This is a genomic window from Catellatospora paridis (assembly GCF_009720365.1).
Lineage (GTDB): Bacteria > Actinomycetota > Actinomycetes > Mycobacteriales > Micromonosporaceae > Catellatospora > Catellatospora paridis.
In genome coordinates, this window is record NZ_ML769326.1 from 40,769 (window position 1) to 64,900 (window position 24,132).

At 71.5% G+C, this 24,132-nt stretch carries 23 protein-coding genes; 5 read left to right on the plus strand and 18 right to left on the minus strand.

The genetic code is table 11. The features are described 5' to 3' along the window. Positions 1 to 32 precede the first annotated feature (32 nt). The 10 genes from gmk to pyrR all read right to left on the minus strand — a co-directional run bounded on the left by gmk (position 33) and on the right by pyrR (position 12,003). Positions 33 to 647, minus strand: a complete 615-nt coding sequence (gene gmk / locus F9C41_RS28570; protein WP_155389923.1) for a guanylate kinase — start codon at positions 645 to 647, stop codon at positions 33 to 35. Positions 648 to 970: 323 nt separating this feature from the next. After that, positions 971 to 1,285 (minus strand): integration host factor, actinobacterial type, encoded by a 315-nt coding sequence (gene mihF / locus F9C41_RS28575; protein WP_120320109.1) that lies wholly within the window; start codon positions 1,283 to 1,285, stop codon positions 971 to 973. 212 nt (positions 1,286 to 1,497) lie between these two features. Continuing rightward, a complete protein-coding gene (gene pyrF / locus F9C41_RS28580; RefSeq protein WP_155389924.1) occupies positions 1,498 to 2,343 on the minus strand; it encodes an orotidine-5'-phosphate decarboxylase in 846 nt (281 codons plus the stop codon). Positions 2,344 to 2,410: 67 nt separating this feature from the next. Next, on the minus strand, positions 2,411 to 3,670 hold the full coding sequence (locus F9C41_RS28585) for an adenosylmethionine--8-amino-7-oxononanoate transaminase (RefSeq protein ID WP_269058987.1): 1,260 nt from the start codon (positions 3,668 to 3,670) through the stop codon (positions 2,411 to 2,413). 68 nt (positions 3,671 to 3,738) lie between these two features. Further along, positions 3,739 to 4,761: a quinone-dependent dihydroorotate dehydrogenase gene (locus F9C41_RS28590; protein ID WP_155389926.1), complete on the minus strand. Its 1,023-nt coding sequence runs from the start codon at positions 4,759 to 4,761 to the stop codon at positions 3,739 to 3,741. Continuing rightward, on the minus strand, positions 4,758 to 8,096 hold the full coding sequence (carB, locus tag F9C41_RS28595) for a carbamoyl-phosphate synthase large subunit (RefSeq protein ID WP_155389927.1): 3,339 nt from the start codon (positions 8,094 to 8,096) through the stop codon (positions 4,758 to 4,760). The genes F9C41_RS28590 and carB overlap by 4 nt, the downstream gene beginning before the upstream one ends. A gap of 1 nt (position 8,097) precedes the next feature. Further along, the gene (carA, locus tag F9C41_RS28600) at positions 8,098 to 9,237 is read right to left on the minus strand and encodes a glutamine-hydrolyzing carbamoyl-phosphate synthase small subunit (protein WP_155389928.1); all 1,140 of its coding nucleotides are present in this window, start codon (positions 9,235 to 9,237) and stop codon (positions 8,098 to 8,100) included. Next, positions 9,234 to 10,508, minus strand: coding sequence for a dihydroorotase (locus tag F9C41_RS28605; protein ID WP_230690091.1), 1,275 nt, complete (start codon positions 10,506 to 10,508; stop codon positions 9,234 to 9,236). The genes carA and F9C41_RS28605 overlap by 4 nt, the downstream gene beginning before the upstream one ends. A 17-nt stretch (positions 10,509 to 10,525) precedes the next feature. Continuing rightward, positions 10,526 to 11,434, minus strand: coding sequence for an aspartate carbamoyltransferase catalytic subunit (locus tag F9C41_RS28610; protein WP_155389930.1), 909 nt, complete (start codon positions 11,432 to 11,434; stop codon positions 10,526 to 10,528). Beyond that, positions 11,431 to 12,003, minus strand: coding sequence for a bifunctional pyr operon transcriptional regulator/uracil phosphoribosyltransferase PyrR (pyrR, locus tag F9C41_RS28615; RefSeq protein WP_191844196.1), 573 nt, complete (start codon positions 12,001 to 12,003; stop codon positions 11,431 to 11,433). Before pyrR ends, F9C41_RS28610 begins: the two co-directional genes overlap by 4 nt. A 346-nt stretch (positions 12,004 to 12,349) precedes the next feature. Between pyrR and bldD the strand changes: the two genes are divergently transcribed. After that, a complete protein-coding gene (bldD, locus tag F9C41_RS28620; protein WP_120320100.1) occupies positions 12,350 to 12,838 on the plus strand; it encodes a transcriptional regulator BldD in 489 nt (162 codons plus the stop codon). 71 nt (positions 12,839 to 12,909) lie between these two features. On the opposite strand, the gene nusB is transcribed toward bldD, so the two are convergent. After that, positions 12,910 to 13,347: a transcription antitermination factor NusB gene (nusB, locus tag F9C41_RS28625; protein ID WP_155389931.1), complete on the minus strand. Its 438-nt coding sequence runs from the start codon at positions 13,345 to 13,347 to the stop codon at positions 12,910 to 12,912. A 30-nt stretch (positions 13,348 to 13,377) separates the two neighbouring features. Next, positions 13,378 to 13,935 (minus strand): elongation factor P, encoded by a 558-nt coding sequence (efp, locus tag F9C41_RS28630; RefSeq protein WP_144128173.1) that lies wholly within the window; start codon positions 13,933 to 13,935, stop codon positions 13,378 to 13,380. A gap of 183 nt (positions 13,936 to 14,118) precedes the next feature. Here efp and F9C41_RS28635 point away from each other — a divergent pair, with 183 nt between their 5' ends. Then, the gene (locus F9C41_RS28635; protein WP_155389932.1) at positions 14,119 to 14,787 is read left to right on the plus strand and encodes a response regulator transcription factor; all 669 of its coding nucleotides are present in this window, start codon (positions 14,119 to 14,121) and stop codon (positions 14,785 to 14,787) included. A gap of 103 nt (positions 14,788 to 14,890) precedes the next feature. Further along, the gene (locus F9C41_RS28640; protein WP_155389933.1) at positions 14,891 to 16,159 is read left to right on the plus strand and encodes a sensor histidine kinase; all 1,269 of its coding nucleotides are present in this window, start codon (positions 14,891 to 14,893) and stop codon (positions 16,157 to 16,159) included. Positions 16,160 to 16,165: 6 nt separating this feature from the next. Here F9C41_RS28640 and F9C41_RS28645 read toward each other — a convergent pair whose 3' ends face one another. Next, the gene (locus F9C41_RS28645; protein ID WP_196279996.1) at positions 16,166 to 16,630 is read right to left on the minus strand and encodes a hypothetical protein; all 465 of its coding nucleotides are present in this window, start codon (positions 16,628 to 16,630) and stop codon (positions 16,166 to 16,168) included. 112 nt (positions 16,631 to 16,742) lie between these two features. Between F9C41_RS28645 and F9C41_RS28650 the strand changes: the two genes are divergently transcribed. Both F9C41_RS28650 and F9C41_RS28655 read left to right on the plus strand, forming a co-directional pair. Continuing rightward, entirely contained in the window at positions 16,743 to 17,894 is a 1,152-nt protein-coding gene (locus F9C41_RS28650; protein ID WP_196279997.1) for a branched-chain amino acid ABC transporter substrate-binding protein, read from the plus strand. A 23-nt stretch (positions 17,895 to 17,917) separates the two neighbouring features. After that, positions 17,918 to 18,598, plus strand: coding sequence for a hypothetical protein (locus F9C41_RS28655; RefSeq protein ID WP_155389936.1), 681 nt, complete (start codon positions 17,918 to 17,920; stop codon positions 18,596 to 18,598). An 8-nt stretch (positions 18,599 to 18,606) separates the two neighbouring features. Here the strand turns inward: F9C41_RS28655 and aroQ are convergent, their stop codons facing one another. The 5 genes from aroQ to F9C41_RS28680 form a co-directional block, all read right to left on the minus strand. Further along, on the minus strand, positions 18,607 to 19,041 hold the full coding sequence (gene aroQ / locus F9C41_RS28660; RefSeq protein ID WP_120320093.1) for a type II 3-dehydroquinate dehydratase: 435 nt from the start codon (positions 19,039 to 19,041) through the stop codon (positions 18,607 to 18,609). An 11-nt stretch (positions 19,042 to 19,052) separates the two neighbouring features. Continuing rightward, complete coding sequence (gene aroB / locus F9C41_RS28665) at positions 19,053 to 20,129, minus strand: 3-dehydroquinate synthase (RefSeq protein ID WP_155389937.1); 1,077 nt, start codon at positions 20,127 to 20,129, stop codon at positions 19,053 to 19,055. Between the two features lies 1 nt (position 20,130). Beyond that, entirely contained in the window at positions 20,131 to 20,637 is a 507-nt protein-coding gene (locus tag F9C41_RS28670) for a shikimate kinase (protein ID WP_230690092.1), read from the minus strand. 47 nt (positions 20,638 to 20,684) lie between these two features. After that, positions 20,685 to 21,863, minus strand: a complete 1,179-nt coding sequence (gene aroC / locus F9C41_RS28675) for a chorismate synthase (protein WP_155389938.1) — start codon at positions 21,861 to 21,863, stop codon at positions 20,685 to 20,687. Between the two features lie 109 nt (positions 21,864 to 21,972). Next, positions 21,973 to 24,054, minus strand: coding sequence for a PQQ-dependent sugar dehydrogenase (locus tag F9C41_RS28680; protein ID WP_155389939.1), 2,082 nt, complete (start codon positions 24,052 to 24,054; stop codon positions 21,973 to 21,975). Between the last annotated feature and the right edge of the window lie 78 nt (positions 24,055 to 24,132).

Below are 24,132 nucleotides of genomic sequence, written 5' to 3' on the forward strand. Positions count from 1 at the left end.
TCCAGTCCTTGTCTTCGAGAGTGTGCCGGGCGCTAGATGCGCGGGCGTGCAGCGGCGAGCGCCGGCGAACCGAGCAATCCTACCAACTCGTCCGCGGCGCGCTCGAGGTAGTCGTTCACGACAGTCGCGTCGAACTCGGACTCCGCGGCCAGTTCCTCGTCGGCGTGGGCCAGGCGGCGGCGGATGGTGTCCGGACTCTCGGTGCCCCGGCCGATGAGCCGGCGGCGCAGCTCCTCCCGGCTGGGCGGGGCGAGGAAGACGAGCTGGGCGTCCGGCATGGCCACGCGGACCTGACGGGCGCCCTGCAGGTCGATCTTCAGCAGCGCCGGGATGCCGGCGCCGAGCCGGCCCTCCACCGCGGCGCGCGGCGTGCCGTAGAGGTTGCCGGCGAACTCGGCCCACTCCAGCAGCATGCCGCCGTCGACCAGGCGCTCGAACTCGGTGCGGTTGACGAACGTGTAGTGCTTGCCGTCGATCTCGTAGTCGCGCTTCTTGCGCGTGGTGACCGAGACGGACAGCCATACCCAGGGCGAACGCTTGCGGATGACCTCGATGACGGCATCCTTGCCGACACCGGAGGGACCGGAGAGCACGGTAAGGCGGGCGGGCGCGGCCGCTCTGGCGGCGAGCGGTACGTCGTCTTCCATTCTCAAGTTCTACCCAATCAAGGAGCGGCGTTGGCAGCCGGGCCCCTGTTTGAGCAGTACGTCACCAGAACTTAACAGGGGGTTCCGGCCCGGACGGGGCCTTCCTGCCCTCAGCAACGAACCAGCGGCGCTGTCGAAACGACAGCGCCGCTGGGCGACGATCTGTGCAACGCCCCGCTCACCCGATGGTGTGAGTCTCACTCACGCCGGCTGGCGGGCCGTTGCGGTGGGCAGGCGGTGGAGCCTCGGCACACCGCTGCCCGTTCGCCGCGGACGGGGCGTCCGCCCGCGGCGAGGTTGTTCCGCTGACGAGGTTCGTCGGCTCAGGCCGCGAACTCGGCCAGCAGCGCCTTGCGCTGCTGGTCGCCCAGCCCGCGCAGGCGGCGGGAGTCGGCGATCTTCAGCTTCTCCATGATCTGCGTGGCCCGGATCTTGCCGATGCCGGGGAGCGCCTGCAGCACGGCCGAAACCTTGAGCTTGCCGACGACATCGTCGCCCTCGGCGCGGTCAAGCACGGCGGCCAGGGTGGTCTTGCCCTGCTTGAGCTGCTCCTTGAGCTCAGCCCGAGCCTTGCGGACCTCCGCGGCCTTCTCCAGCGCGGCAGCGCGCTGCTCTGGGGTCAGTGACGGGAGCGGCACCAGTTCTCCTCAGGTCCTCTTGGTCACGCCGACGGGATCGCCGGCGTGTGGTGCGTCGGGTTCCCCACCAGACTCGGCGGCTAACCTTCGGCACCCGTTGCTGGTGACAACCCGCGTGACTGGTGGGCCACGCGAGCAGATCAGGCCAGCGCGGGGAAACCTAGCGGTCGACGGCGTTTTCGGCAACGTCACCGCGCATGATCACGGAAAGGTCACGACCGGCCCGGACGTCCCAATGCGTCCCGGCAGGCATCGAGAGTCCGAGATGCCGCGTCCCGAAGCGATTGCACGTCGGGGCCCGCACCGAGCACCTCGCGCGACGACGAGGGCAGCACCGCGCCGAGGTTCCCGGCGAAGATCCGGCGAAGATCGTCGGCCGTCCCGCCCTGCGCGCCGAGCCCCGGAACGAGGAACGGGCCGTTCACCTGGGAGAGGTCGTGACCGGTTTCGCCGATGGTCGCCCCGACCACGAGTCCGAGGCTTCCGAGCGGCTCCACACCCTTGTTGAGCTGGGAAATCTCGTCGATGATCGTCTGCGCGACGGTACGGCCGTCGATACCCCGAGCGTGCTGCACGGCCGGACCCTCCGGGTTGGACGTGAGAGCCAGAACGAAGACGCCCCCGCCGTGGTCAGCCGCCATGTCGAACATCGGCGCGAGCGATCCGAGGCCGAGGAACGGACTCGCGGTGATCGCATCGACATACATGGGCCTCGATGGGTTCAGATACGCGTCGGCGTACGCGGCGACGGTCGAGCCGATGTCACCACGCTTCGCGTCCAGAAGCACAAGGGCTCCGGCCTCGCGTAACTGTCGGATAGTTGACTCTAGAATCTGGGCTCCGCGAGCCCCGAATCGCTCGAAAAAGGCCGACTGCGGCTTGAAGACGGCGACCCTGTCGGCCAGCGCGTCGACCACCGTCTGGCAGAACGAGGCCACCCCGTCCGCGTCGTCGGGCAGGCCCCAGGCCTTCAGCAGAGAGCTGTGCGGGTCGACGCCGACACACAGCGGGCCGCGCTCGTCCATCGCCCGCGCCAGGCGCGCACCGAACGGTTCCATGAAATCTCCTCACTCTCGGGCGTGACCGCGCCCACCCGGCCGGCTCTGCGGCCGCGCGGGCATCCCGTCACGACGAACAGGCGGCAGCGGCCGCGTACATCGCCTTGGTGATCGCCGACACATCCTCATCGGAGCTGACGAACGGCGGCATCGTGTAGATCAGGTCCCGGAACGGGCGCAGCCACACGCCGTGTCCCACCGCGGCGGCCGTGGCGGCCGCCATGTCCACCCCGTGGTCGAGCTGCACCACACCGATCGCGCCCAGCACCCGCACGTCGGCGACGCCGGGCAGCTCGCGCACCGGCGCGAGGCCCGTGCGCAGTCCCGACTCGATCCGGCGTACGTCGCCCCGCCAGTCACCCGACAGCAGCAGCTCGATGCTCGCGTTCGCGACCGCACAGGCCAGCGGGTTGCCCATGAACGTGGGCCCGTGCGCCAGCACCGGCACCGCGCCCTCGGAGATGCCCCGGGCCACCTCGGCCGTGCACAAAGCCGCGGCCAGTGTCAGATATCCGCCGGTCAGCGCCTTGCCGACGCACATCACGTCGGGTGTCACCCCGGCGTGGTCGGCGGCGAACAGCTCGCCGGTGCGCCCGAAGCCGGTGGCGATCTCGTCGAACACCAGCAGCACGTCGAACTCGTCGCACAGCTCGCGCAGCGCGCGCAGGTAACGCGGGTCGTGGAAGCGCATGCCGCCCGCGCCCTGCACCACCGGCTCGACGATGACCGCGGCCAGCTCGTGCGCGTGCGCGGCGAGCGCCTGCTTGAGCACCGTCACATAGGACTCGTCGTAGTCCACCGGCGGCGTGTCCACGAACACCTGCCGGGGCAGCGCGTCGCCCCACAGCGAGTGCATACCGCCCTCGGGGTCGCACACGCTCATCGGCTGCCACGTGTCGCCGTGGTAGCCGCCGCGCCACGTCGCCAGCCGCCGCTTGGCCGGGCGGCCCCGCGACACCTGGTACTGCAGGCACATCTTGACCGCGACCTCGACGCTCACCGAGCCGGAGTCGGCCAGGAACACGTGCTCCAGCCCGTCCGGGGTGATGTCGACCAGGGTCTTGGCCAGGCGCACCGCGGGTTCGTGGGTGAGTCCGCCGAACATGACGTGGCTCATCCGCCCCAGCTGGTCGGTGACCGCGGCGTCGAGCACCGGGTGCCGGTAGCCGTGGATCGCCGCCCACCAGCTCGACATCCCGTCGATCAGCTCGCGCCCGTCGGCCAGGCGCAGCCGGACGCCTTCGGCGCTCTGCACCACCAGCGGCTCGGCCCGACCCGGCATCGGCCCGTACGGGTGCCACACGTGCGCCCGGTCCAGCTCCACCAGTTCTGTGAAAGGAAGGGCACCTTCACAACGGTTTCCGTTGTAGAAGGTGCCCTTCTTAACTTCGTCGGTCACCGTGTGGCCTCCGGGGCCCGGTCGGCGGCGGCGCGGACGAGGGCGGGGCCGTGGTAGATGAATCCGGTGTAGAGCTGCACCAGGCTCGCGCCCGCGTCGAACATGCGGGCCGCGTCGTCGGCCGTCATCAGGCCGCCCACGCCGATGATCGGCAGGCGGCCGTTCGTCTCGCTGTGCACGAACGACACCACCTTGTGCGCCCGTTCGGTCAGCGGCGCACCCGACAGCCCGCCCGCCTGCGCCGCGGTGGCCTGGTCGGCCGGGGCAACCCCGTCGCGGCCGAGCGTGGTGTTGGTCGCGATGAGACCCGCGACCCCCCTGGCCAGGCACACTTCGAGCAGCTCCGCCACGGCGTGGTCGGTCAGGTCCGGCGCGATCTTCACCAGGATCGGGCGCTCCCCCGTCAGCGCGGCCAGGATCGCGTCCAGCTGGTCGCGATCCTGCAGGCTGCGCAGTCCGGGCGTGTTGGGCGAGGAGACGTTGACGGCGAAGTAGTCGCCGTAGGACTTCAGCGCGTCGTACGACGCCCGGTAGTCCGCGACCGCCTCCTCCAGCGGGGTCACCTTGGACTTGCCCAGCGAGATGCCCAGCGGCACCCCCAGCGGCCCGAGCGCGGCCAGCCGCCGCGCCAGCGCGTGCGCGCCCTCGTTGTTGAAGCCCATCCGGTTGATGATCGCCCGGCTGTCCGGCAGCCGGAACAGCCGCGGCCGGTCGTTGCCCGGCTGTGCCAGCGCGGTCACCGTGCCGACCTCGACGAAGCCGAACCCGAGCGCGGGCCACGCCTTCAGCGCGACCCCGTTCTTGTCCATCCCCGCCGCCAGCCCGACGGCGTTCGGGAACCGCACCCCGAACACGTCCACCGGCCGCTGCACCGCGTATCGCCGCTTGAGCAGACTCAGCACGGCCGGCTGCCGGGAGATCCCGGCCAGCCGCCGCAGTGTCCACTCGTGCGCGTGCTCGGCGTCACCGCCCCCGATCCGGAACAACCGGGGGCGGACCACCTTCTCGAACAGGGTCACGCCGACAGCTCCGGGCGGATCACGGCGTGCAGGTGCTGCAGCGGGCGCACGGTCATGTCCCCCCGGATGAGCGCCTCGATGCCCATCACGGCCGCGGCGGCGCCGGGGACCGTGGTGCAGCAGGGGATGTCCGCGGAGACGGCGGCGGAGCGGATCTCGTAGCCGTCGGAGCGGGCCTTGGCGCCGGAGCCCTGCGGGGTGTTGATGACCATCTTGACCTCGCCGGAGGCGATCAGGGAGACCGCGTCGCGCTCGGCGTCCTCGCTGTGCTTGCCGACGACCTCGCAGACGATGCCGTGGCGGCGCAGCACCTCACCGGTGCCGACGGTGGCGACGATCTCGAAGCCGAGGTCGGCCAGCCGCTTGATCGGGAAGATCATGCCCCGCTTGTCGCGGTTGGCGACCGAGACGAAGATCTTGCCGCTGGTCGGCAGCATCCCGTACGCCGCCGCCTGCGACTTGGCGAAGGAGTGCCCGAACGCCATGTCGATGCCCATGACCTCGCCGGTGGACTTCATCTCCGGCGACAGCAGGGTGTCGACGCCCTTGCCGGCCGGGGTGCGGAAGCGCTTGAACGGCAGCACCGCCTCCTTGACCGCGACCGGGGAGTTCTCCGGCAGCAGCCCGCCGTCACCGGTGGCCAGCAGCATGCCCTCGGCGCGCAGCTCGGCGATGGTCGCGCCGAGCATGATCCGGGCGGCCGCCTTGGCCAGCGGCACCGCGGTCGCCTTGGAGACGAACGGCACGGTGCGCGAGGCGCGCGGGTTGGCCTCCAGCACGTAGAGCATGTCGTCCTTGAGCGCGTACTGCACGTTCAGCAGACCCTGCACACCGACGCCGCGGGCGATCGCCTCGGTGTACTCGCGCACCACGTCCAGGTGCCGCCCGCCGAGCGTGATCGGCGGCAGCGCGCACGCCGAGTCGCCGGAGTGGATGCCGGCCTCCTCGATGTGCTCCATCACGCCGCCGATGTAGACCGCGCCGTCGGCGTCGCACAGCGCGTCCACGTCGATCTCGATGGCGTCGTCGAGGAACCGGTCCACCAGCACCGGGTGCTCGGGCGAGATGTCGGTGGCGCGGCCGATGTAGTCGCGCAGCGTGGCGTCGTCGTAGACGATCTCCATGCCGCGGCCGCCGAGCACGTACGACGGCCGGACCAGCACCGGGTAGCCGACCTCGTCGGCGATGTGCTTGGCGTCCTCGTACGAGATGGCGGTGCCGTGCGCGGGAGCCCGCAGCCCGGCCTCGGCCAGCACCCGGCCGAACGCGCCGCGCTCCTCGGCGAGGTGGATCGACTCGGGGCTGGTGCCCACGATCGGCACCCCGGCGTTCTTGAGGCGCTGCGCCAGGCCCAGCGGGGTCTGCCCGCCCAGCTGCACGATGACGCCGACGACGCCGGGGCCGCCCGCGGCCACGCCGGTGCTGTGCTCGACGTGCACCACCTCGAGGACGTCCTCGAAGGTCAGCGGCTCGAAGTAGAGCCGGTCGGCGGTGTCGTAGTCGGTGGAGACGGTCTCCGGGTTGCAGTTGACCATGACGGTCTCGTACCGGCCCTTGAGCGCCATCACCGCGTGCACGCACGAGTAGTCGAACTCGATGCCCTGCCCGATGCGGTTCGGGCCGGAGCCCAGGATCAGCACCTTGGGCCGGGCGCTCGGGGCGACCTCGGTCTCCTCGTCGTAGGACGAGTAGTGGTACGGCGTGGCGGCGGCGAACTCGGCGGCGCAGGTGTCGACGGTCTTGTAGACCGGCCGCACGCCGAGGCGGTGGCGCAGGATGCGCACCCCGTCCTCGCCCGCGAACTCCGGCCGCAGCGCGGCCAGCTGCCGGTCGGACAGGCCCGCCCGCTTGGCCTTGCGCAGCAGCCGCAGGTCGACCACCGGCGCGTCGAGAATCTCGGCGCGCAGCTCGACCAGGCCCAGGATCTGGTCCACGAACCACGGATCGATGCCGCCGGAGGCCTGCGTGACCTGGGCGACGGTCGCGCCGTGGCGCAGCGCCTCCTCGACGGCGTACAGCCGGCCGTCGTGCGGCGTGCGCAGCGCGTCCAGGGCCTCCTCGACGGAGCCGAAGCGGTCCGGCGTGGTCCAGAAGCCGGCGGCCTTGGTCTCCATCGAGCGCATCGCCTTGTTCAGCGCCTCGGGGAAGTTGCGGCCCAGGCTCATCGCCTCGCCGACCGACTTCATGGTGGTGGTCAGCTCCGGATCCGCGCCGGGGAACTTCTCGAACGCGAACCGCGGGATCTTCACCACCACGTAGTCGAGCGTCGGCTCGAACGCGGCCGGGGTCTTGAGCGTGATGTCGTTCGGGATCTCGTCGAGGGTGTACCCGATGGCCAGCTTCGCCGCGATCTTCGCGATCGGGAAGCCGGTGGCCTTGGACGCGAGCGCGGACGAGCGTGACACCCGCGGGTTCATCTCGATGACCACGATGCGGCCGTCGGCCGGGTTGATCGCGAACTGGATGTTGCAGCCGCCGGTGTCGACGCCGACCTCGCGCAGCACGGCGATGCCGAGGTCGCGCATCTCCTGGTACTCGCGGTCGGTCAGGGTCATCGCCGGGGCCACGGTCACCGAGTCGCCGGTGTGCACGCCCATCGGGTCGATGTTCTCGATCGAGCAGATGACCACGACGTTGTCGTGCTTGTCGCGCATCAGCTCGAGCTCGTACTCCTTCCAGCCGAGCACGCTCTCCTCGATGAGCACCTCGGTCACCGGCGAGGCGGCCAGGCCGCTGCCCGCGATCAGGTCGAGCTGCTCCGGGGTGTGCGCCATGCCCGAACCGAGGCCGCCCATGGTGAACGACGGCCGGATGACGACCGGCAGGCCCAGCTCGGCGACGGTGTCGCGGACCTCGTCCATCGAGTGGCAGACCCGGCTGCGCGGCACCAGGTCACCGGTCAGCCCGAGCCGGGCCCCGGCCTTGGCCACGACCTCCTTGAACAGCTGCCGGTCCTCGCCGCGGCGGATCGCCTCGATGTCGGCGCCGATCAGCTCCACGCCGTACTTCTCCAGCACCCCGGACTCGTACAGGGCGACGGCGGTGTTCAGCGCGGTCTGCCCGCCCAGGGTGGGCAGCAGCGCGTCGGGGCGCTCGGCCGCGATGACCTTCTCCACGAACTCGGGCGTGATCGGCTCGATGTAGGTGGCGTCGGCGAACTCGGGGTCGGTCATGATGGTCGCCGGGTTCGAGTTGACCAGGCTGACCCGCAGGCCCTCGCTGCGCAGCACCTGGCAGGCCTGGGTGCCGGAGTAGTCGAACTCGCAGGCCTGGCCGATCACGATCGGCCCGGAGCCGATCACCATGACGTGCTTGAGATCAGTCCGCTTCGGCATCTCACTTGCCTCCGTTGATGAGCTGCTTACGGACCATGCCGGGCCGTTCGACCAATTCGACGAACCTGTCGAACAGGTAGTCGGCGTCGTGCGGCCCCGCTGCCGCCTCCGGGTGGTACTGCACGGTGAAGGCGGGCACGTCGAGCGCGCGCAGGCCCTCCACCACGTTGTCGTTCAGGCAGACGTGGGACACCTCGACCCGACCGAAGCCGGTGTCGGCCACGCCGTCCAGCGGCGCGTCGACGGCGAAGCCGTGGTTGTGCGAGGTGACCTCGACCTTGCCGGTGGTGCGGTCCATCACCGGCTGGTTGATGCCGCGGTGGCCATAACCCAGCTTGTACGTGCCGAAGCCGAGCGCGCGGCCCAGGATCTGGCTGCCGAAGCAGATGCCGAACAGCGGCATGCTCCGCTTCATCACCTCCTGCGCCAGCATCACCGCGTGGTCGGCGGTGGCCGGGTCGCCGGGTCCGGGCGAGAAGAACACCGCGTCCGCGCCCACCGACAGCAGGTCGCCGAGGGTCGAGTTCGCGGGCAGCACGTGCGTGGTCACGCCGCGCGCGGCCAGCCGCCGCGGCACGTTGCGCTTGATGCCCAGGTCGAGTGCCGCGACGGTGAAGCGTCGCTCGCCCACGGCGTCGACGGTGTACGCCTCGGGCGTGGAGACCTCCAGGGACAGGTCAGCCCCGGTCATCTGCGGCTGCTCCAGCACCCGGGCCAGCAGCGCCTGCGGGTCGGTCTCGACGCTGGAGACGCCGACGCGCATCGCGCCGCGCTCGCGCAGATGGCGGGTCAGCGCCCGGGTGTCGACGCCGCTGATGCCGACCACGCCGGAGCGGGCCAGCCGGGTGCCGAGGTCCCCGGTCGAGCGCCAGTTGGAGGGCACCCGCGCCGGGTCCCGCACCACGTAGCCCGCGACCCAGATCCGGTCGGACTCGTCGTCCTCGTCGTTGACGCCGGTGTTGCCGATGTGCGGCGCGGTCTGCACCACGACCTGGCGGTGGTACGACGGGTCGGTGAGGGTCTCCTGGTAGCCGGTCATGCCGGTGGTGAAGACCGCCTCGCCGAAGGTCTCGCCGACGGCCCCGTAGGCCTCACCCCGGAAGGTGCGGCCGTCCTCCAGGACCAGAATCGCTTCGGTCACTTCTGTACCTTTCCGTCGAGCACCGTCGGCACGCCCCGCAGGAAGGTGGCGACGATCCGGCCGGGCACGGTCATCCCGGCGTACGGCGTGTTGTGGCTGAGACTGGCCAGCCCGGTCGGGTCGACGCTCCACCGCACCGTGGGGTCGACCAGGGTCAGGTTCGCGGGCGCGCCCGCGGTCAGCGCGTTGCCGTGCCCGTCCAGGCCCGCGATGCGGGCGGGGGCATACGACATGCGCTCGGCGATGAGCGGCCAGTCCTCACCGAGCACGTCGAGGACGATCGGCAGCGCGGTCTCCAGGCCGAGCATGCCCGGGCGGGCGTACGCCCACTCGCACTCCTTGTCCTCCGCGGCGTGCGGGGCGTGGTCGGTGGCCACGATGTCGATCGTGCCGTCGCGCAGGCCCTCGCGCAGCGCCTCGACGTCGGCGTCGGTGCGCAGCGGCGGGTTCACCTTGAAGACGGGGTCGTAGGACTCCGCCTTCTCGTGGGTGAGCAGCAGGTGGTGCGGGGTGACCTCGGCGGTGACGCGGACGCCCCGGGCCTTGGCCATCCGGATGATCTCGACGCTGCCCGCGGTGGACACGTGGCAGACGTGCAGGCGCGCGCCGACGTGGCCGGCCAGCAGCACGTCCCGCGCGATGATCGACTCCTCGGCGACGGCGGGCCAGCCGGTCAGGCCGAGCCGGGCGGAGACGTCGCCCTCGTGCATCTGGGCGCCCTGGGTGAGCCGGGGCTCCTCGGCGTGCTGGGCGATGACGCCGTCGAACGCCTTGACGTACTCCAGCGCCCGGCGCATCAGCCGCGGGTCGGCCACGCAGAAGCCGTCGTCGGAGAAGACCCGCACCCGGGCGGCCGAGTCGGCCATCGCGCCCAGCTCGGCCAGGCGCTCGCCGGCCAGCCCGACGGTGACCGCGCCGATCGGCTGCACGTCGACCAGCCCGGCCTCCTGGCCGAGCCGGTACACCTGCTCGACCACGCCCGCGGTGTCGGCCACCGGCGAGGTGTTGGCCATCGCGCAGACGGCGGTGTAGCCGCCCAGCGCGGCGGCACGCGAGCCGGTGTACACCGTCTCGGCGTCCTCGCGGCCGGGCTCGCGCAGGTGGGTGTGCAGGTCGACCAGGCCGGGCAGGGCGACCAGGCCGGTGCCGTCGACGACCTCGGCGCCCTCGGCGCTCAGGCCCGCGCCGATCTCGGCGATCACGCCGTCGCGCAGCAGCAGGTCGGTCGGCTCGCCGCCCAGCACGCGGGCGTTGCGGATCAGGATGGTCACAGGCGTCCTCCGGACGGTCATCGGGCTCCTCCCAGGAGGAGGTAGAGGCAGGCCATGCGCACGGAGACGCCGTTGGTGACCTGCTCGACGATGGTGGAGCGGGGCGAGTCGGCCACCTCGGGCGTGATCTCCATGCCGCGGTTCATCGGGCCGGGGTGCATCACGATCGCGTGGGCGGGCATCCGGCGCAGCCGGGCGCCGTCGAGGCCGTAGCGGCGCGAGTACTCCCGCGCCGAGGGGAAGTAGGAGTCGGTCATCCGCTCCTTCTGCACCCGCAGCATCATCACCACGTCGGCCTGCGGCAGCACCGCGTCGAGGTCGTAGGCGACCTGGACCGAGGCGTTGAGGTCCGTGGGCACCAGCGTCGGCGGCCCGACCAGGGTCACCTTCGCGCCCAGGGTGTTGAGCAGCAGCACGTTGGAGCGGGCCACCCGGCTGTGCAGCACGTCGCCGACGATCGCCACGTGCAGGCCGTCGATCCGGCCCATCCGCGAGCGGATCGTGTACGCGTCCAGCAGTGCCTGGGTCGGGTGCTCGTGGGTCCCGTCACCGGCGTTGAGCACGCTGCCGGTGACCCAGTTGGCCAGGCGGTGCGGCGCACCAGAGGCGGGGTGGCGGATGACGACCGCGTCGGCGCCCATGGCCTGCAGCGTCCAGGCGGTGTCCTTGAGGCTCTCGCCCTTCTCCACGCTGGAGCCCTTGGCCGAGAAGTTGATCACGTCGGCGCTCAGCCGCTTCGCGGCAGCCTCGAACGAGATCCGGGTCCGGGTGGAGTCCTCGTAGAAGAGGTTCACCACGGTACGGCCGCGCAGGGTGGGCAGCTTCTTGATCTCGCGGCCGGAGACGCTGGCCATCTCGGTGGCGATGTCGAGGATCTCGGTCGCCGTGGCCGCGTCCAGGTCGGCCGTCGACAGCAGGTGCTTCATCGGGTGCCGCCCTTCGCGCTGGTGGCCAGGACCACCTCGTCGTTCCCGTCGATCTCCACCAGCTTCACTTTGACCTGCTCGGACAGGGCGGTGGGGATGTTCTTGCCGACGTAGTCGGCGCGGATCGGCAGCTGCCGGTGTCCGCGGTCGACGAGCACGGCCAGCTGCACGGCCGCGGGGCGGCCGAGGTCGGACAGGGCGTCGAGGGCGGCCCGGATGGTGCGGCCGGAGAAGAGCACGTCGTCGACGAGGATGACCTTTCGTCCGTCGACGCCGCCCGCGGGCTCCTCGGTGCGCCCGACCGCGCGTACCGAGCTGCTGCGCAGGTCGTCGCGGTAGAGCGTGATGTCGAGGATGCCGACGGGCACCTGCACGCCTTCGAAGGCGTGGATGCGCTCGGCCAGGCGGCGGGCGATCGGGACCCCGCGGGTGGCGATGCCCATCAGCACCACGTCGGAGGCCCCGGAGGTCTTCTCGAGGATCTGGTGCGCGATGCGGTCCAGCACGCGGGAGACGTCCGCGGCGGAGATGACGATCTTCGTGGGAGCCGGCCCGGCCGGCTGCTGCACTGGAGCGTTCGACTCGTCTGTCGTTGGGCGCGCCAAGGCAGACCTCCTTCCCCGCCTCACCGGACGGGTCGTTAAAGGATGTCAATGTCATGATCGGCGTCGTGGCCGACGCCCATCTGATCAGTAAACTTAGCAGTGTGACGGCGGCCTATACGCGCGGGGGTGAGTCAATCCGCAGGTCATACCGTTGACACTGGCGGATCAGTTCAGTTGATCAAGCTACTCGGATGAGGTTGTCTCAACTTGTGGTCAACGAGCACTTGACCGCGTGTCTTCCGCGCCGTACCGTCACGCTGCGTAGCGATCGTCGGGGAACCCGCCCCGGCATATAGCTGGGAGTGTCGGAATGCCGTCTGATTACGCCAAGTCCCTCGGTGCGCGACTGCGCTCCATCCGCCAGCAGCAGGGCCTGTCCCTGCAGGGCGTGGAGGAGAAGTCGAACGGGCGTTGGAAGGCTGTCGTCGTCGGTTCGTACGAGCGCGGCGACCGTGCTGTCACGGTGTCCCGACTGGCCGAGCTGGCCGACTTCTACCGCGTGCCCGTCGGCGAGCTCCTGCCCGACGGCCCCGCCCCGCGCCAGGAGGCGACGAGCAAGATCGTCCTCGACCTGGAGCGGCTCTACGACGGCGCGAAGGAAGACCTCGCCTCGGTCGCCCGCTACGCGCGCGCCATCCAGCAGCAGCGCGGCGACTACAACGGCCGGGTGCTCTCCATCCGCGCCGTCGACCTGCAGGCGCTCGCGGTCTTCTACGACTGCACCCCCACCGAGCTGATCGAGCGCCTCGCCGACCACGGCGTGCTCGTGGCCGACCCGCGCGCGTTCTTCGCGAGCTGACACTCTCCCGCACCGACGAAAGCGGCCTTTCACCCCGGCAAGGGTGAAAGGCCGCTTTCGCGTTGAAAGGCTCAGTGGCGCGGCGAGTAGTCCGCGATGCGGCCGAGCAGGCCGTTGAGGAAGCGCGGCGAATCGTCGGTGGACAGCTCGCGGGCCAGTTCGACGGCCTCGGTGATGGCCACCGGGTCGTCGATCTCGGGCACGTACAGCAGCTCGTAGACCGCGATGCGGGCGAGGTTGCGGTCGACCACCGGCATCCGGTCGATCGTCCAGCCCTCGGCGAAGGTGGCGATCGTCTCGTCGATGCTGTCCAGGTGCTCGTTCACGCCCTCGGCCAGCGAGATCGCGTACGGCAGGTGCTCCGGGCGCGGCGCTTCCATGCGCTCCAGGTATGCCGCCAGCACGGTGCGCACCGGCAGGTCGCGCAGATCCGCCTCGTAAAGCACGTCGAGCGCCCGCTTGCGTGCCTTGCGGCGCGCGGACGACTGCGACTTCGGTGCCTCAGCCACGAGCAGTCCCCCGGACGGGCGACAGGCCCATCAGGACCGGCCCAGGTAACGGCCGTCGCGGGTGTCGACCTTGATCTTCTCGCCGTTCGTGATGAACAGCGGCACCTGCACGGTCGCGCCGGTCTCGATGGTGGCCGGCTTGGTGCCGCCGGTCGAGCGGTCGCCCTGCAGGCCCGGCTCGGTGTAGGTGATCTTGACCATCACGCTGGTCGGCAGCTCGACGTACAGCGGCACGCCGTCGTGGGTGGCGACGACCACCTCGGCCTCGGGCAGCAGGTAGTTCACGTTGTCGCCGACGGTCACGCCGCTGACGTGGATCTGGTCGTAGGTGTCCAGGTCCATGAAGACGAAGTCGTCGCCGTCGGCGTACAGGTACTGCATGGTGCGCTTGTCGACGTTCGCGGTCTCGACCTTGGTGCCGGCGTTGAACGTCTTGTCGACGACCTTGCCCGTGAGCACGTGCTTGAGGGTCGTCCGCACGAAAGCCGGACCCTTGCCGGGCTTCACGTGCTGGAACTCGACGACGGCCCAGAGCTCCTTGTCGAGGTTGAGCACCATGCCGTTCTTGAGGTCGTTCGTGCTAGCCACAGCTTGGCTCCCGTACATGATCAGATACTTGACAAAGAACAGACCTGACTACTTTACCGGCCCGTGATCTGTCCCCGGCCGCGCGGGTGGCCGGGGACACCGTGTGACGATCACCCGTCCCGGCCACCCGTCCCGAGCGGCCGCGCTAGCCGCGCGAGCATCTTGGTTGCTAGCCTCGCCGCCGTGCGGGTGCTGGTGGTGGAGGATGACCCTGAGGTGCGTGGGGTGGTCGTGACCGCCCTGCGCGCGGTCGGGTTCGCCGTCGACCAGGCGGCCGACTGGAGCCAGGCCGACGTGAACATGAGCGTCAACGACTACGACTGCCTGGTGCTGGACCGCATCCTGCCGGAGGGCGACTCCGCCGGGCAGCTGCGCCGCCGCCGCGAGGCCGGCCTCGGGGTGCCCGCCCTCATGCTGACCGCGCTCGACGACGTCACCGACCGGGTCGCCGGCTTCGAGGCCGGCGCCGACGACTACGTGGTCAAACCCTTCGTCGCCGCCGAACTCGTGCTCCGCGTCCGCGCCCTGTGCCGCCGCCGCGGCACCATGCTCCCCCCGGTGATGCGCGCCGGCGACGTCGAGGTCGACACCGCGCGCCGCGAGGTCCGCCGCGACGGCATCCTGCTCACCCTCACCCCCAAGGAGTTCTCCGTCCTGGAGATGCTCCTGGTCCGCCGCCCCGCCGTGGTCACCCGCGCCGACCTCTTCGAACACTGCTGGGACGAACAAGCCGACCCCACCTCAAACGTCGTAGACGTAGTAGTAGGCCAACTCCGCCGCAAACTAGGCGACCCCCCCGTCATCACCACCGTCCGCGGCACCGGCTACCGCGTCGACCTGGCCGGCCGCTGATGATCGCGACGATCTTGCGCGGCCGGTGGGTACGACACGCGCACACCCAACAAAACGGCAACAGTCCGCGCAAGATCATCGTGATCACGGGTGGGGTGGCGGGGTGAGGCGGGAGACGCGGCAGTTGCAGACTGCCGAGCGGCTGGCGGGGTTGCGGATGCGGTTGACCGCTCTGCTACTGGCGCTGAACATCATCGGGTTGGCGGGGATGGGAGCGGTGGCGCTGGTAGTCGACGAGCGGCAGCGGGCGGAGGCGGTGAGTGCCGATCTGCACCGCACGGCGGGGACCGCGGTGGCGCTGCTCTATTACGACTCGGGCGCGCTGCTGCTGGACAAGCTCTATGACAACGCGATCGCGCAGGGGTCGACGGCGGTTTATGTGTACGAGGCCGATCGTGCCGACGTCACGCTGGTCTTCGCGCACCCGGCCCGGCTGGCTGTCATCGCGCCGCCGAAGCTGCTCGGGCCTGCCCGGCAGGTGCGCGCCGGGGGCGGCGAGTTGAGCGAGGCGGTCCAGGACGAGCAGCAGGAGGTCGTGCACCTGCTCGCGGTACCGTTCCGGCACGCCGACACCGGGGCCATCGCGGGCACCGTGGTCGCGGTGGCCGATCCGGGGCCGGGAGAGGCCGCGCACCGGCGGCTGGCGGTCGCGCTGGTCGTCGGCGGGACCGCGTTCACGGTGATGACCTGCCTGGGCGGTTACCTGCTGGCCCGCCGCGGCACCCAGCCGATCGCCGACGCGCTCACCCAGCAGGAGCGGTTCGTCGCCGATGCGGCGCACGAGCTGCGCACCCCGCTGACGGTGATCCGGGCGGTGTCGGAGTCGGCGCTGAGCCTGCCCGCCCAGCAGCCGGACGCGCTGCGCCGGGTCATCGCGGCCACCGACCGGCTGACCGACGCGGTCGCCGCGCTGCTCACCCGGGCCCGGCTCGTCGCCGGGCTGCGTCACCTGGAGCGCCAGCGGTTCCGGCTGGACCAGCTCGCCGAGGAGGTGCTGGCCGACACGGTGCAGCCGCCGCACAGCGCCACGGCGTACACCCGGCCCGCGGTCGCCCTCGGTGACCCCACACTGGTCCGCATCGCCCTGCGCAATCTGATCCACAACGCGGTGCAGCACGGCCGGGACGCCGAGGCCCCGGCCACCATCACGCTGACCGTCGAACCGGGCACGGTCGTCATCCGCGACGCCGGTCCCGGCCCCGGCGCCGACGTGTCGGCCGCGGGTGAGCGCTTCCGGCCCGGCTCCCCCAACGGCACCGGCCTGGGCCTGGCCATCGCCCGCTGGGTCGCCGACCTCCACGACGGCTCCCTCACCCTGCGCACCGCCGATGGCGGCGGCACCGAGGCCACCCTCACCCTGCCGACCCCCTGACCCTGGTCAGGCGGGGGTGGGGCCGGCGCGAGTGCCGATGGGGGTGACGGCGAACCAGTGGCCGTCCTGGCCGTGGCCGTTGGCGTCGCCGGGCATGCGGTCGCCGGTGTAGCCGTAGAGGGGCCAGCCGGCGAGGGTGAGCTGCTTGGTGCCGTCGGGGCGGGTCAGGGTGCCGATGAGCTGGCGGTCGATGCCCTCGACGCGGATCGGGTCGGCGGCGGGCACGGGCAGCCACTGCTGGACGCAGGTGCCGGTGCAGGCGGAGCGGGACGGCCGGTTGGCGTCGAGCTCGCTGCGGTAGAGCACGTAACCCTGCGCGTCGATCACTATCCAGCCCAGCGTGTCCGAGCTGATGCCGAAGAGCGCGGGCTGCAGGTCGGAGGGCCGGCCCGGGGCGGGCGCCAGGGTGGGCTGCACGGTCACCTGGCCGCCGCTGCAGCCACCCAGTAGGGTCGCGACCAGCACAAACACGGCCGCCACCCGCTTACGGGCAGCCGGCCACGCCGTTTCCACCGGGTTACTCATGCAATCCTCACGCTCATCCGGGCAGGATAGGCGCACCCTACGTCGAGGAGGTCGGCTGTTGCGAGGGCCGTACGCACGGGTTGTCTCGATACTCGCGCTGCTCGCGCTGGTGTCGATGCCCGGCTGCGACGCGACAGCGGGCACCGCGGCGCCGCCGGACCGGCCGTGCGGGTTGAAGATCGCCGTCATCGGCCCGCTCAGCGGAGCCTCGGCGGATCTGGGCACCAACATCCGCGCCGGCGCCGCACTGGCGGTCGAGCAGTACAACGGGCGGCACTCCGACTGCCCGGTGACGCTGCAGGACTTCGACTCGCAGAGCGACCCGAAGCAGGCCACCGCGCTGGCGCAGCAGATCGTGGCCGACCCGAAGATCATGGGAGTGGTCGGGCCGGCCTTCTCCGGCGAGTCCGCGGCCGCCCTGCCGCTGTTCGACCAGGGTCTGGTCACCATCGTCAGCCCTTCGGCGACCCGTACCAACCTGAGCCAGCGCGGCTGGTCGACGTTCCATCGCCTGATCGGCAACGACGCCTCGCAGGGACCGGCGGCCGCCCGGTACATCGACACGGTGCTGCACGCCCGCAAGGCCTTCGTCATCGACGACACCGGGGCGTACGGCCGCGGCCTGGCCGACGAGGTCGCCGCGACGCTGTCCGGCAAGGTGGTGCAGCGGGCCGCGGTGCCGCCCCGCCAGGTCGACTTCTCCTCGGTGGTCAGCCAGATCCGCTCCGCCGGGGCCGACGTCGTCTTCTACGGCGGCTACTACTCGAGCGGCGGGGCCCTGCTCAAGGCGATGCGCGACGCGGGGCTGACCGCCACGTTCGTGGGCGGCGACGGGGTCAAGGACGCGGGCTTCGTCCGCGCCGCGGGCGTGCGCGCCGCCGAGGGTGCCGTCATCACCTGCGCCTGCCTGCCGCCCGAGCGGGCGTCCCGAGACTTCCCGGCGCACTACCGGGCCGGGTTCGGCAAGGACGCCGGAACCTACAGCGCCGAGGCGTACGACGCCGCGTCGATCTTCCTGGCCGGCTTCGAGGCCGGCCGCACCACCCGCCGCGACATGGAGGTCTTCGTCGACGCGTACGCCCAGGACGGCGTCACGGGCCTGCTGCAGTTCACCCCACAGGGTGAGCTCGTGGACTCCGCCATCGTGGTCTGGGCCTACCGGGTCGCCGACGGCACCGTCGTCGCCGATCGCGAGATCCCCCGCACCTGACCTGCCTGAGAGGAGACCGTCCCATGTCAGCGACCCTGCTCACGGACCTCCCCCCGCTCGCCGCCCCGGCGGAGCCCGCCTACGGCACCGCGCCGGACACGCCGACCATGCCCGCGGACGCCTCCCGGGCCGAGATGGCGCCGCTGGACCGCGCCCTGTCACAGGCCCCGCTGGGGGCGTTCCCGCTGCTCGAAGCGGCCTTCGGCTGGCAGGAGCTGCGACCGTCCGGCTGGCACCGGCCCGCGGCGTCGACCGCCATCGCGCAGACCTCCTCCCCCGCCGCGGCCGCCCGGCTGGCCAGCCTGTTGTCCACACTGACCTGGGCGAACGTGGTCCGCACCGAGCGAGACGGGTTGCGCGTCGAGGTGTCCGCGGGCGCGTACAACCGGATCACCCGGGCGCTCACCGGGGCCTGGCGCAGCCGCACCCAGCTGCTGGCCGCCGCCCCCGGCGTGCCGGACTCGCGGCAGGCGGCGCTGGGGGTGTGGCGGATGGCGATGCTCACCGGCGGCGTCGACGCGCACGCCGGACAGCTCACGGTGCGCGCCGGCTCCCCCGCGGCGGCCCAGACGCTGGTCGCCGCGGCCGCCCTGCTCGGCATGCCCGCCGTCGCCGACCGCCCCCGCGAGGGCGGCCACCCGGTCCGCGTCACCGGCCGCGCCCAGGTCTACCAACTCCTCACCGAAGCCACCGGCCAGCGCTGACCCCGGGGTCAGTCGGTGAGGCGGTGGAAGAGGTGTTCCAGGGCCAGGCGGTAGCCGTCGACGCCGAGGCCGGCGATGACGCCGGTGGCGACGGCGGAGACGACCGAGTGGTGGCGGAACTCCTCGCGGGTGTGGATGTTCGAGATGTGGACCTCGATCAGGGGGGCGTTGAGCATCGCGCAGGCGTCGCGGACGGCGTAGGAGTAATGGCTCCACGCGCCGGGGTTGAGGACCACCGCGGCGTGCTCGTCGGCGGCCTGGTGCAGCCAGCCGACCAGCTCGCCCTCCAGGTCGGTCTGGCGGCACTCGACGTCCAGGCCGAGCAGCGCGCCCGTCTTCTCGCACAGCTCCACCAGCGACGCGTACGTGGTGACGCCGTACACGTCGACCTGGCGGGTGCCGAGCCGGCCGAGGTTGACCCCGTTGAGCACGTACACCTTCATGGCGGTCTCCTTCAGGAGGCGATGGCCCGGTAGGCCTCGGCCAGCAGCGCCTCGTCGTCGATCGGCACGGTGACGGGCCGGGCGATCCCGTTCAGCAGCACGAAGCGCAGCGCCCTGCCGCGGGCCTTCTTGTCCACCGACATGGTGGCGCGCAGGTCGTCCCAGGCGTCGGCGGGATAGGACACCGGCAGGCCCAGCGAGCGCAGGATGGCGGCGTGGCGGGCGGCGGAGGCCTCGTCGAGGCGGCCGGTGAGCACGCCGAGCCGGGCGGCGTACACCAGGCCGACGCTCACCGCGTGCCCGTGCGACCAGCGGTACTGCTCGCGCCGCTCGATGGCGTGGCCGAGGGTGTGGCCGTAGTTGAGGATCTCGCGCAGGCCGGACTCGCGCAGGTCCTCGCCGACCACGTGGGCCTTCACCGCGATCTTGCGTTCGATCAGCTCGCGCAGCACCGGCCCGGCCGGGTCGACGGCCGCCGCGGGGTCGGCTTCGACCAGGTCGAGGATCACCGGGTCGGCGATGAAGCCGCCCTTGACCACCTCGGCCATCCCGGCCAGCAGCTGCGCGGTCGGCAGGGTGGCCAGCGCCTCGGTGGCGCAGAGCACCCCGGCGGGCGGGTAGAACGCGCCGACCAGGTTCTTGCCCGCGGCGGTGTTCACCCCGGTCTTGCCGCCCACGGCCGCGTCGACCATGCCGTTGATGCTGGTGGACACCGGCACCCAGCGCACCCCGCGCAGCCAGCAGGCGGCGACGAAGCCGGCCAGGTCGGTGACCGCACCGCCGCCGACCCCGACCACCACGTCGTTGCGGGTGAACGAGGCCCGGCCCAGCTCGTCCCAGCAGCGCTCGGCGACCGCGACGGTCTTGCCGGCCTCGGCGTCGGGCACCTCGATCATCACGGGCTGGATCCGCGCGTCGACCAGGTGTGCGGCGGCCTGCTCGGCGTACGCCCGCACCGGCGGCGCGTACAGCACCGCGGCCCGGTCGGCGCCGGCGACCAGGGCGGGCAGCTCGGCGAGCACGCCGGGGCCGACCAGCACCTCGTATGGCTGGTCGCCGCCCACGGCGATCCGGGTCAGCTCGGACATGTCAGCCCTTCAGCAGCTCGACGAGCTCGGCGGTGATCTCCTCCGGGGTGCGCCCGTCGGTGACCACGGTGTGCACGGCGACCTGCTGGTAGAGCGGCCGCCGCTGGTCGAGCAGGAAGCGCAGGGTGGCCCGCGGGTTGAAGTTCAGCAGCGGCCGGCCCTGGCCCAGCCCGACCCGCGACGCCGCGTCGGACAGGTCCACGCTCAGGTAGACCACGGTGTGCCCGGCCAGCAGCGCCCGGTTGTCCTCGGCGAGCACCACGCCGCCGCCCAGCGCCAGCACGCCTTCGTGCTCGGCCAGCGCGGCGGCGACCGCGGCCGTCTCCATGGCCCGGAAGTGCGGCTCGCCCTCGTCGATGAAGATCTCCGAGATGGGCTTGCCGGCGATGGCCTCCACGTCGGCGTCGGTGTCGCGGAACGGCACCCCGTAGGCCTGCGCCAGCAGCCGCCCGACGGTGGACTTGCCCGCCCCGGGCGCGCCGACCAGGACGCACAACGGCTTGCTCACGGTCTTTCCCCTCCCCGGTCCCGCCACGGCGCGAACCCGGTGGTCGCTCAGCGGATCAGCAGGTTGTCCAGGTAGCCGGCGAGGTTGCGGCGGATCTCGGTGACCGAGTCGCCGCCGAACTTCTCCGTCGCCGCCTCGGCCAGCACCAGCGCCATCATCGCCTCGGCGACGACCGCCGCCGCGGGCACCGCGCACACGTCGGAGCGCTGGTTGATGGCGGTGGCGACCTCGCCGGTGACCACGTCCACCGTGGACAGCGCGCGGTTCAGCGACGAGATCGGCTTCATCGCGGCGCGCACCCGCAGCGGCTCACCCGAGGTCATGCCGCCCTCCAGGCCGCCGGCCCGGTCGGTGATCCGCTTCACGCCGTCGGGCGTCGGCACGATCTCGTCGTGCGCCACCGAGCCGCGCGAGCGGGCCTGGGTGAACGCGTCGCCGATCTCCACGCCCTTGATGGCCTGGATGGACATGAGCGCGGTGGCGATGCGGGCGTCGAGCTTGCGGTCCCACTGGGTGTGCGTGCCCAGGCCCGGCGGCACGCCGTAGACGAGCACCTCGACGATGCCGCCGAGGGTGTCGGCGTCGCGCTTGGCCGCGTCGACCTCGGCGACCATGCGCTCGCTGGCCTGCGGGTCCAGGCAGCGCAGCGGGTCGGCGTCGATGCGCTCGGTGTCGCCGGGCACCGGCACCAGGCCGGACTTGGCGACCACGGAACCGAGTTCCACGACGTGGGACAGCACGTCCATGCCCAGCGCCTGCTTGATCAGGGCCTTGGCCACGGTGCCGACGGCGACGCGGGCCGCGGTCTCCCGGGCGCTGGCGCGCTCCAGGATCGGCCGGGCGTCGTCGTGGCCGTACTTCTGCATGCCCGCCAGGTCCGCGTGGCCGGGCCGGGGTCGGGTCAGCGGGGCGTTGCGGGCTTGTGCGGCCAGCAGGTCCGGGTCGACCGGGTCGGCGGACATCACGGTCTGCCACTTGGGCCACTCGGAGTTGCCGACCTGGATCGCAACCGGGCTGCCCAGGGTGCGCCCGTGGCGTACGCCGCCGAGGATCGTCACCACGTCCTGCTCGAAGGCCATCCGCGCACCGCGGCCGTAGCCGAGGCGGCGCCGGGCCAGCTCGTGGCCGATCTCGTCACTGGTGATCTCGATTCCGGCGGGCACTCCGTCGAGCACGGCGACCAGCGCCTGCCCGTGCGACTCCCCTGCGGTCAGCCAACGCAACACGATCACCAGTCTGTCACGGCGCACCGGGTGGACGCCCGGCACGCCCCGCCGGTGCCACCAGACGGGACGCAGGTCACGTGAGCTGCATCCGGTCCGTCCCACGGTTCGGTCACTTCAGTTTGATCGTGACTGGTTCGCTGCGGTCGCTGCCGACGCGGGCCACGATCTCGTACGGGCCGACCGCCGGCGACGGCCCGGCCGGCACCCGGCGGCCCTTCTTCACGCAGGTGTTGCTGCTCTTGCCGTTCCAGGTCACGGTGTAGGTGCGGGACTGGCCAGGCCCGAAACGCACCACCTGGTTGCCGTGCAGCGGGCCGCAGTCGTCGGACGACCACACCTTCTCCCCGTCGCGCAGCAACTGGAGTTCCTGGAGGTCGGCGCCGACGTCGCGGGTGCACGAGCGCTTCGACGTGTTCTGCACCTTGAGCGTGATGTTGAGCGGGCTCTTGCGGGCCACGGTCGTCTTCGCGGGCGCGGCGGTGACCTTCAGCTCGTCGTCGGTGCACAGTTTCTTGTCCACGCCGGTGGTCTTGGGCGCGGCCCCGGCCTGCTCGGCGTAGCGCACCCGGTAGATCTTCGACTTGGCCGCGTACGGCCCATCCTTGACGTCGTCGGGGTAGAGGGCGCTGAAGTACAGCCCGTCCGCGCCCGCGGCGAGCCCGGCGACGGTGGACTTGCCGTTGCCGTTGTACTCGATCAGCGTCTTGGGCCCGGTGGCCTTGCCCTTGTCGTCGAAGGCGAACATCACGATGCGCTTGCCGCGCACCTGCGGGCCGGAGGCGTAGGTGGGACCGCTCTCGGAGACGTAGGCGTTGCCGTACACCTCCTTCGGGAAACCCGCGCCCTGGCCGCCCTCCTCCTGCACGAAGGTGATGCCGACCGGGGCGTGCGCGACCGTCCAGTTGTAGAGCGCTTTGTTCTTCATCGCGCTGTCGCCGACGTACCAGCCGAAGTCGGTGCCCCGGGTGACGCGGGCGAACCGGTCCATGGACGGGCCGTTCTCCACCGAGTAGTGCTGGCCGTCGGCGGCCCGCCACGCGCCGCCGAACGGGTTGCGGAAGCCGAGCGCGTAGATGTAGTCCTTGGCCTTGATCCCGTCCTCGGCGTCGTAGAACGGGTTGTCCTCGGGCGCGCTGCCGTCCAGGTTGACCCGCAGCACCTTGCCCCGGAACGAGTTCTTGTCCTTGGCCGTCTTGGGCTCGAAGGCGTCGGCGACGTGCACGTACAGCTTGCCGTCCGGGCCGATGGTGAGGTTGGAGATCTGGTGCGAGGCCACCATGTCCTCGCCCTTCATGTCCAGGATGGTCTTCACGCCGGTGGCGGTCGTGCCGTCGTCCGAGCTGGTCAGCCGGACCACCTTCGGATAGAGCTTGCTGCCCGCCTTGTAGACCATCGAGGCGAACAGGTCGCCGGACTGCGGCTCCACCACGATCCCGCCCAGCCCCAGCTCGCCGTCACCGGGGAACTTGTCGGTCGGGTCGAAGTTCAGCAGATCCTTGGCGTACGTCGCGACGCTGAAGTCGCCGCGGACCACCTTGATCTGGCCGTAGAGCTCGTTGACGTAGAAGCGCGGGGCGTCGGGGGTGTTCGGGTGGGCGGCGGCCATCGCGATGCCGACGGGCAGCGCGAACCCGGAGGCGACCTCCTCGACCACGTAGCCGTCCTGCAGGGCGCGCCACTGCGGCGCGCCGGGCAGCGGCTCCAGCTGCACGTCGGTCTGGAAGGTACGGACCGAGTACGGGCTCCACTGCGTGGCCGGGTCCGCCGAGGACGAGCGGAAGCGCGAGCGCACCTCGAAGGTGCGGCCGGGCGGCAGCTCCGCCTTGCCGGCCAGCGCGCCGGTGAACTTGCCGTTGCCCAGGTGGGTGTGCAGACGGGCGGCGCCGTGCACACACTCGGCGGTCCACACCCGCTCCACCGGTTCGGGAGCGGCCGACCAGATCTCCCAGTCGCTGCAGGCGTGCTCGTCGCGCACGTCCGGGTCGGCGAACGGCTGCGCCTCCATGTGCACGTCCGCGCCGTTGAGCAGCTGCCCGTCCGCGGACGGCTCGCTGATCTCGGGGGCGAGCGGCGGGATCGACGCCATCGCGGCCGGGCTCGCCGGGCTCACGAACGACAGCAGCCCGGCGACCGCGATCACCACGATGGCGAGCGCCACCTCACCGGCCACGGCGACCCTGCGCGCGCTCATTCTCGTTCCCCCGGCTGGCTCGACTACGGACAACCGCGCCAGAGTATCGAGGAAAATCGGATATTAAGGACTAAACAC

Excerpts from the sequence above, each read along its gene's own strand:
- gmk (WP_155389923.1), bottom strand. The coding sequence starts at position 647 with ATGGAAGACGACGTACCGCTCGCCGCCAGAGCGGCCGCGCCCGCCCGC.
- pyrF (WP_155389924.1), bottom strand. The coding sequence starts at position 2,343 with ATGGAACCGTTCGGTGCGCGCCTGGCGCGGGCGATGGACGAGCGCGGC.
- carB (WP_155389927.1), bottom strand. The coding sequence starts at position 8,096 with ATGCCGAAGCGGACTGATCTCAAGCACGTCATGGTGATCGGCTCCGGG.
- F9C41_RS28610 (WP_155389930.1), bottom strand. The coding sequence starts at position 11,434 with ATGAAGCACCTGCTGTCGACGGCCGACCTGGACGCGGCCACGGCGACC.
- bldD (WP_120320100.1), top strand. The coding sequence starts at position 12,350 with ATGCCGTCTGATTACGCCAAGTCCCTCGGTGCGCGACTGCGCTCCATC.
- F9C41_RS28655 (WP_155389936.1), top strand. The coding sequence starts at position 17,918 with ATGTCAGCGACCCTGCTCACGGACCTCCCCCCGCTCGCCGCCCCGGCG.
- aroQ (WP_120320093.1), bottom strand. The coding sequence starts at position 19,041 with ATGAAGGTGTACGTGCTCAACGGGGTCAACCTCGGCCGGCTCGGCACC.
- aroB (WP_155389937.1), bottom strand. The coding sequence starts at position 20,129 with ATGTCCGAGCTGACCCGGATCGCCGTGGGCGGCGACCAGCCATACGAG.
- F9C41_RS28680 (WP_155389939.1), bottom strand. The coding sequence starts at position 24,054 with ATGAGCGCGCGCAGGGTCGCCGTGGCCGGTGAGGTGGCGCTCGCCATC.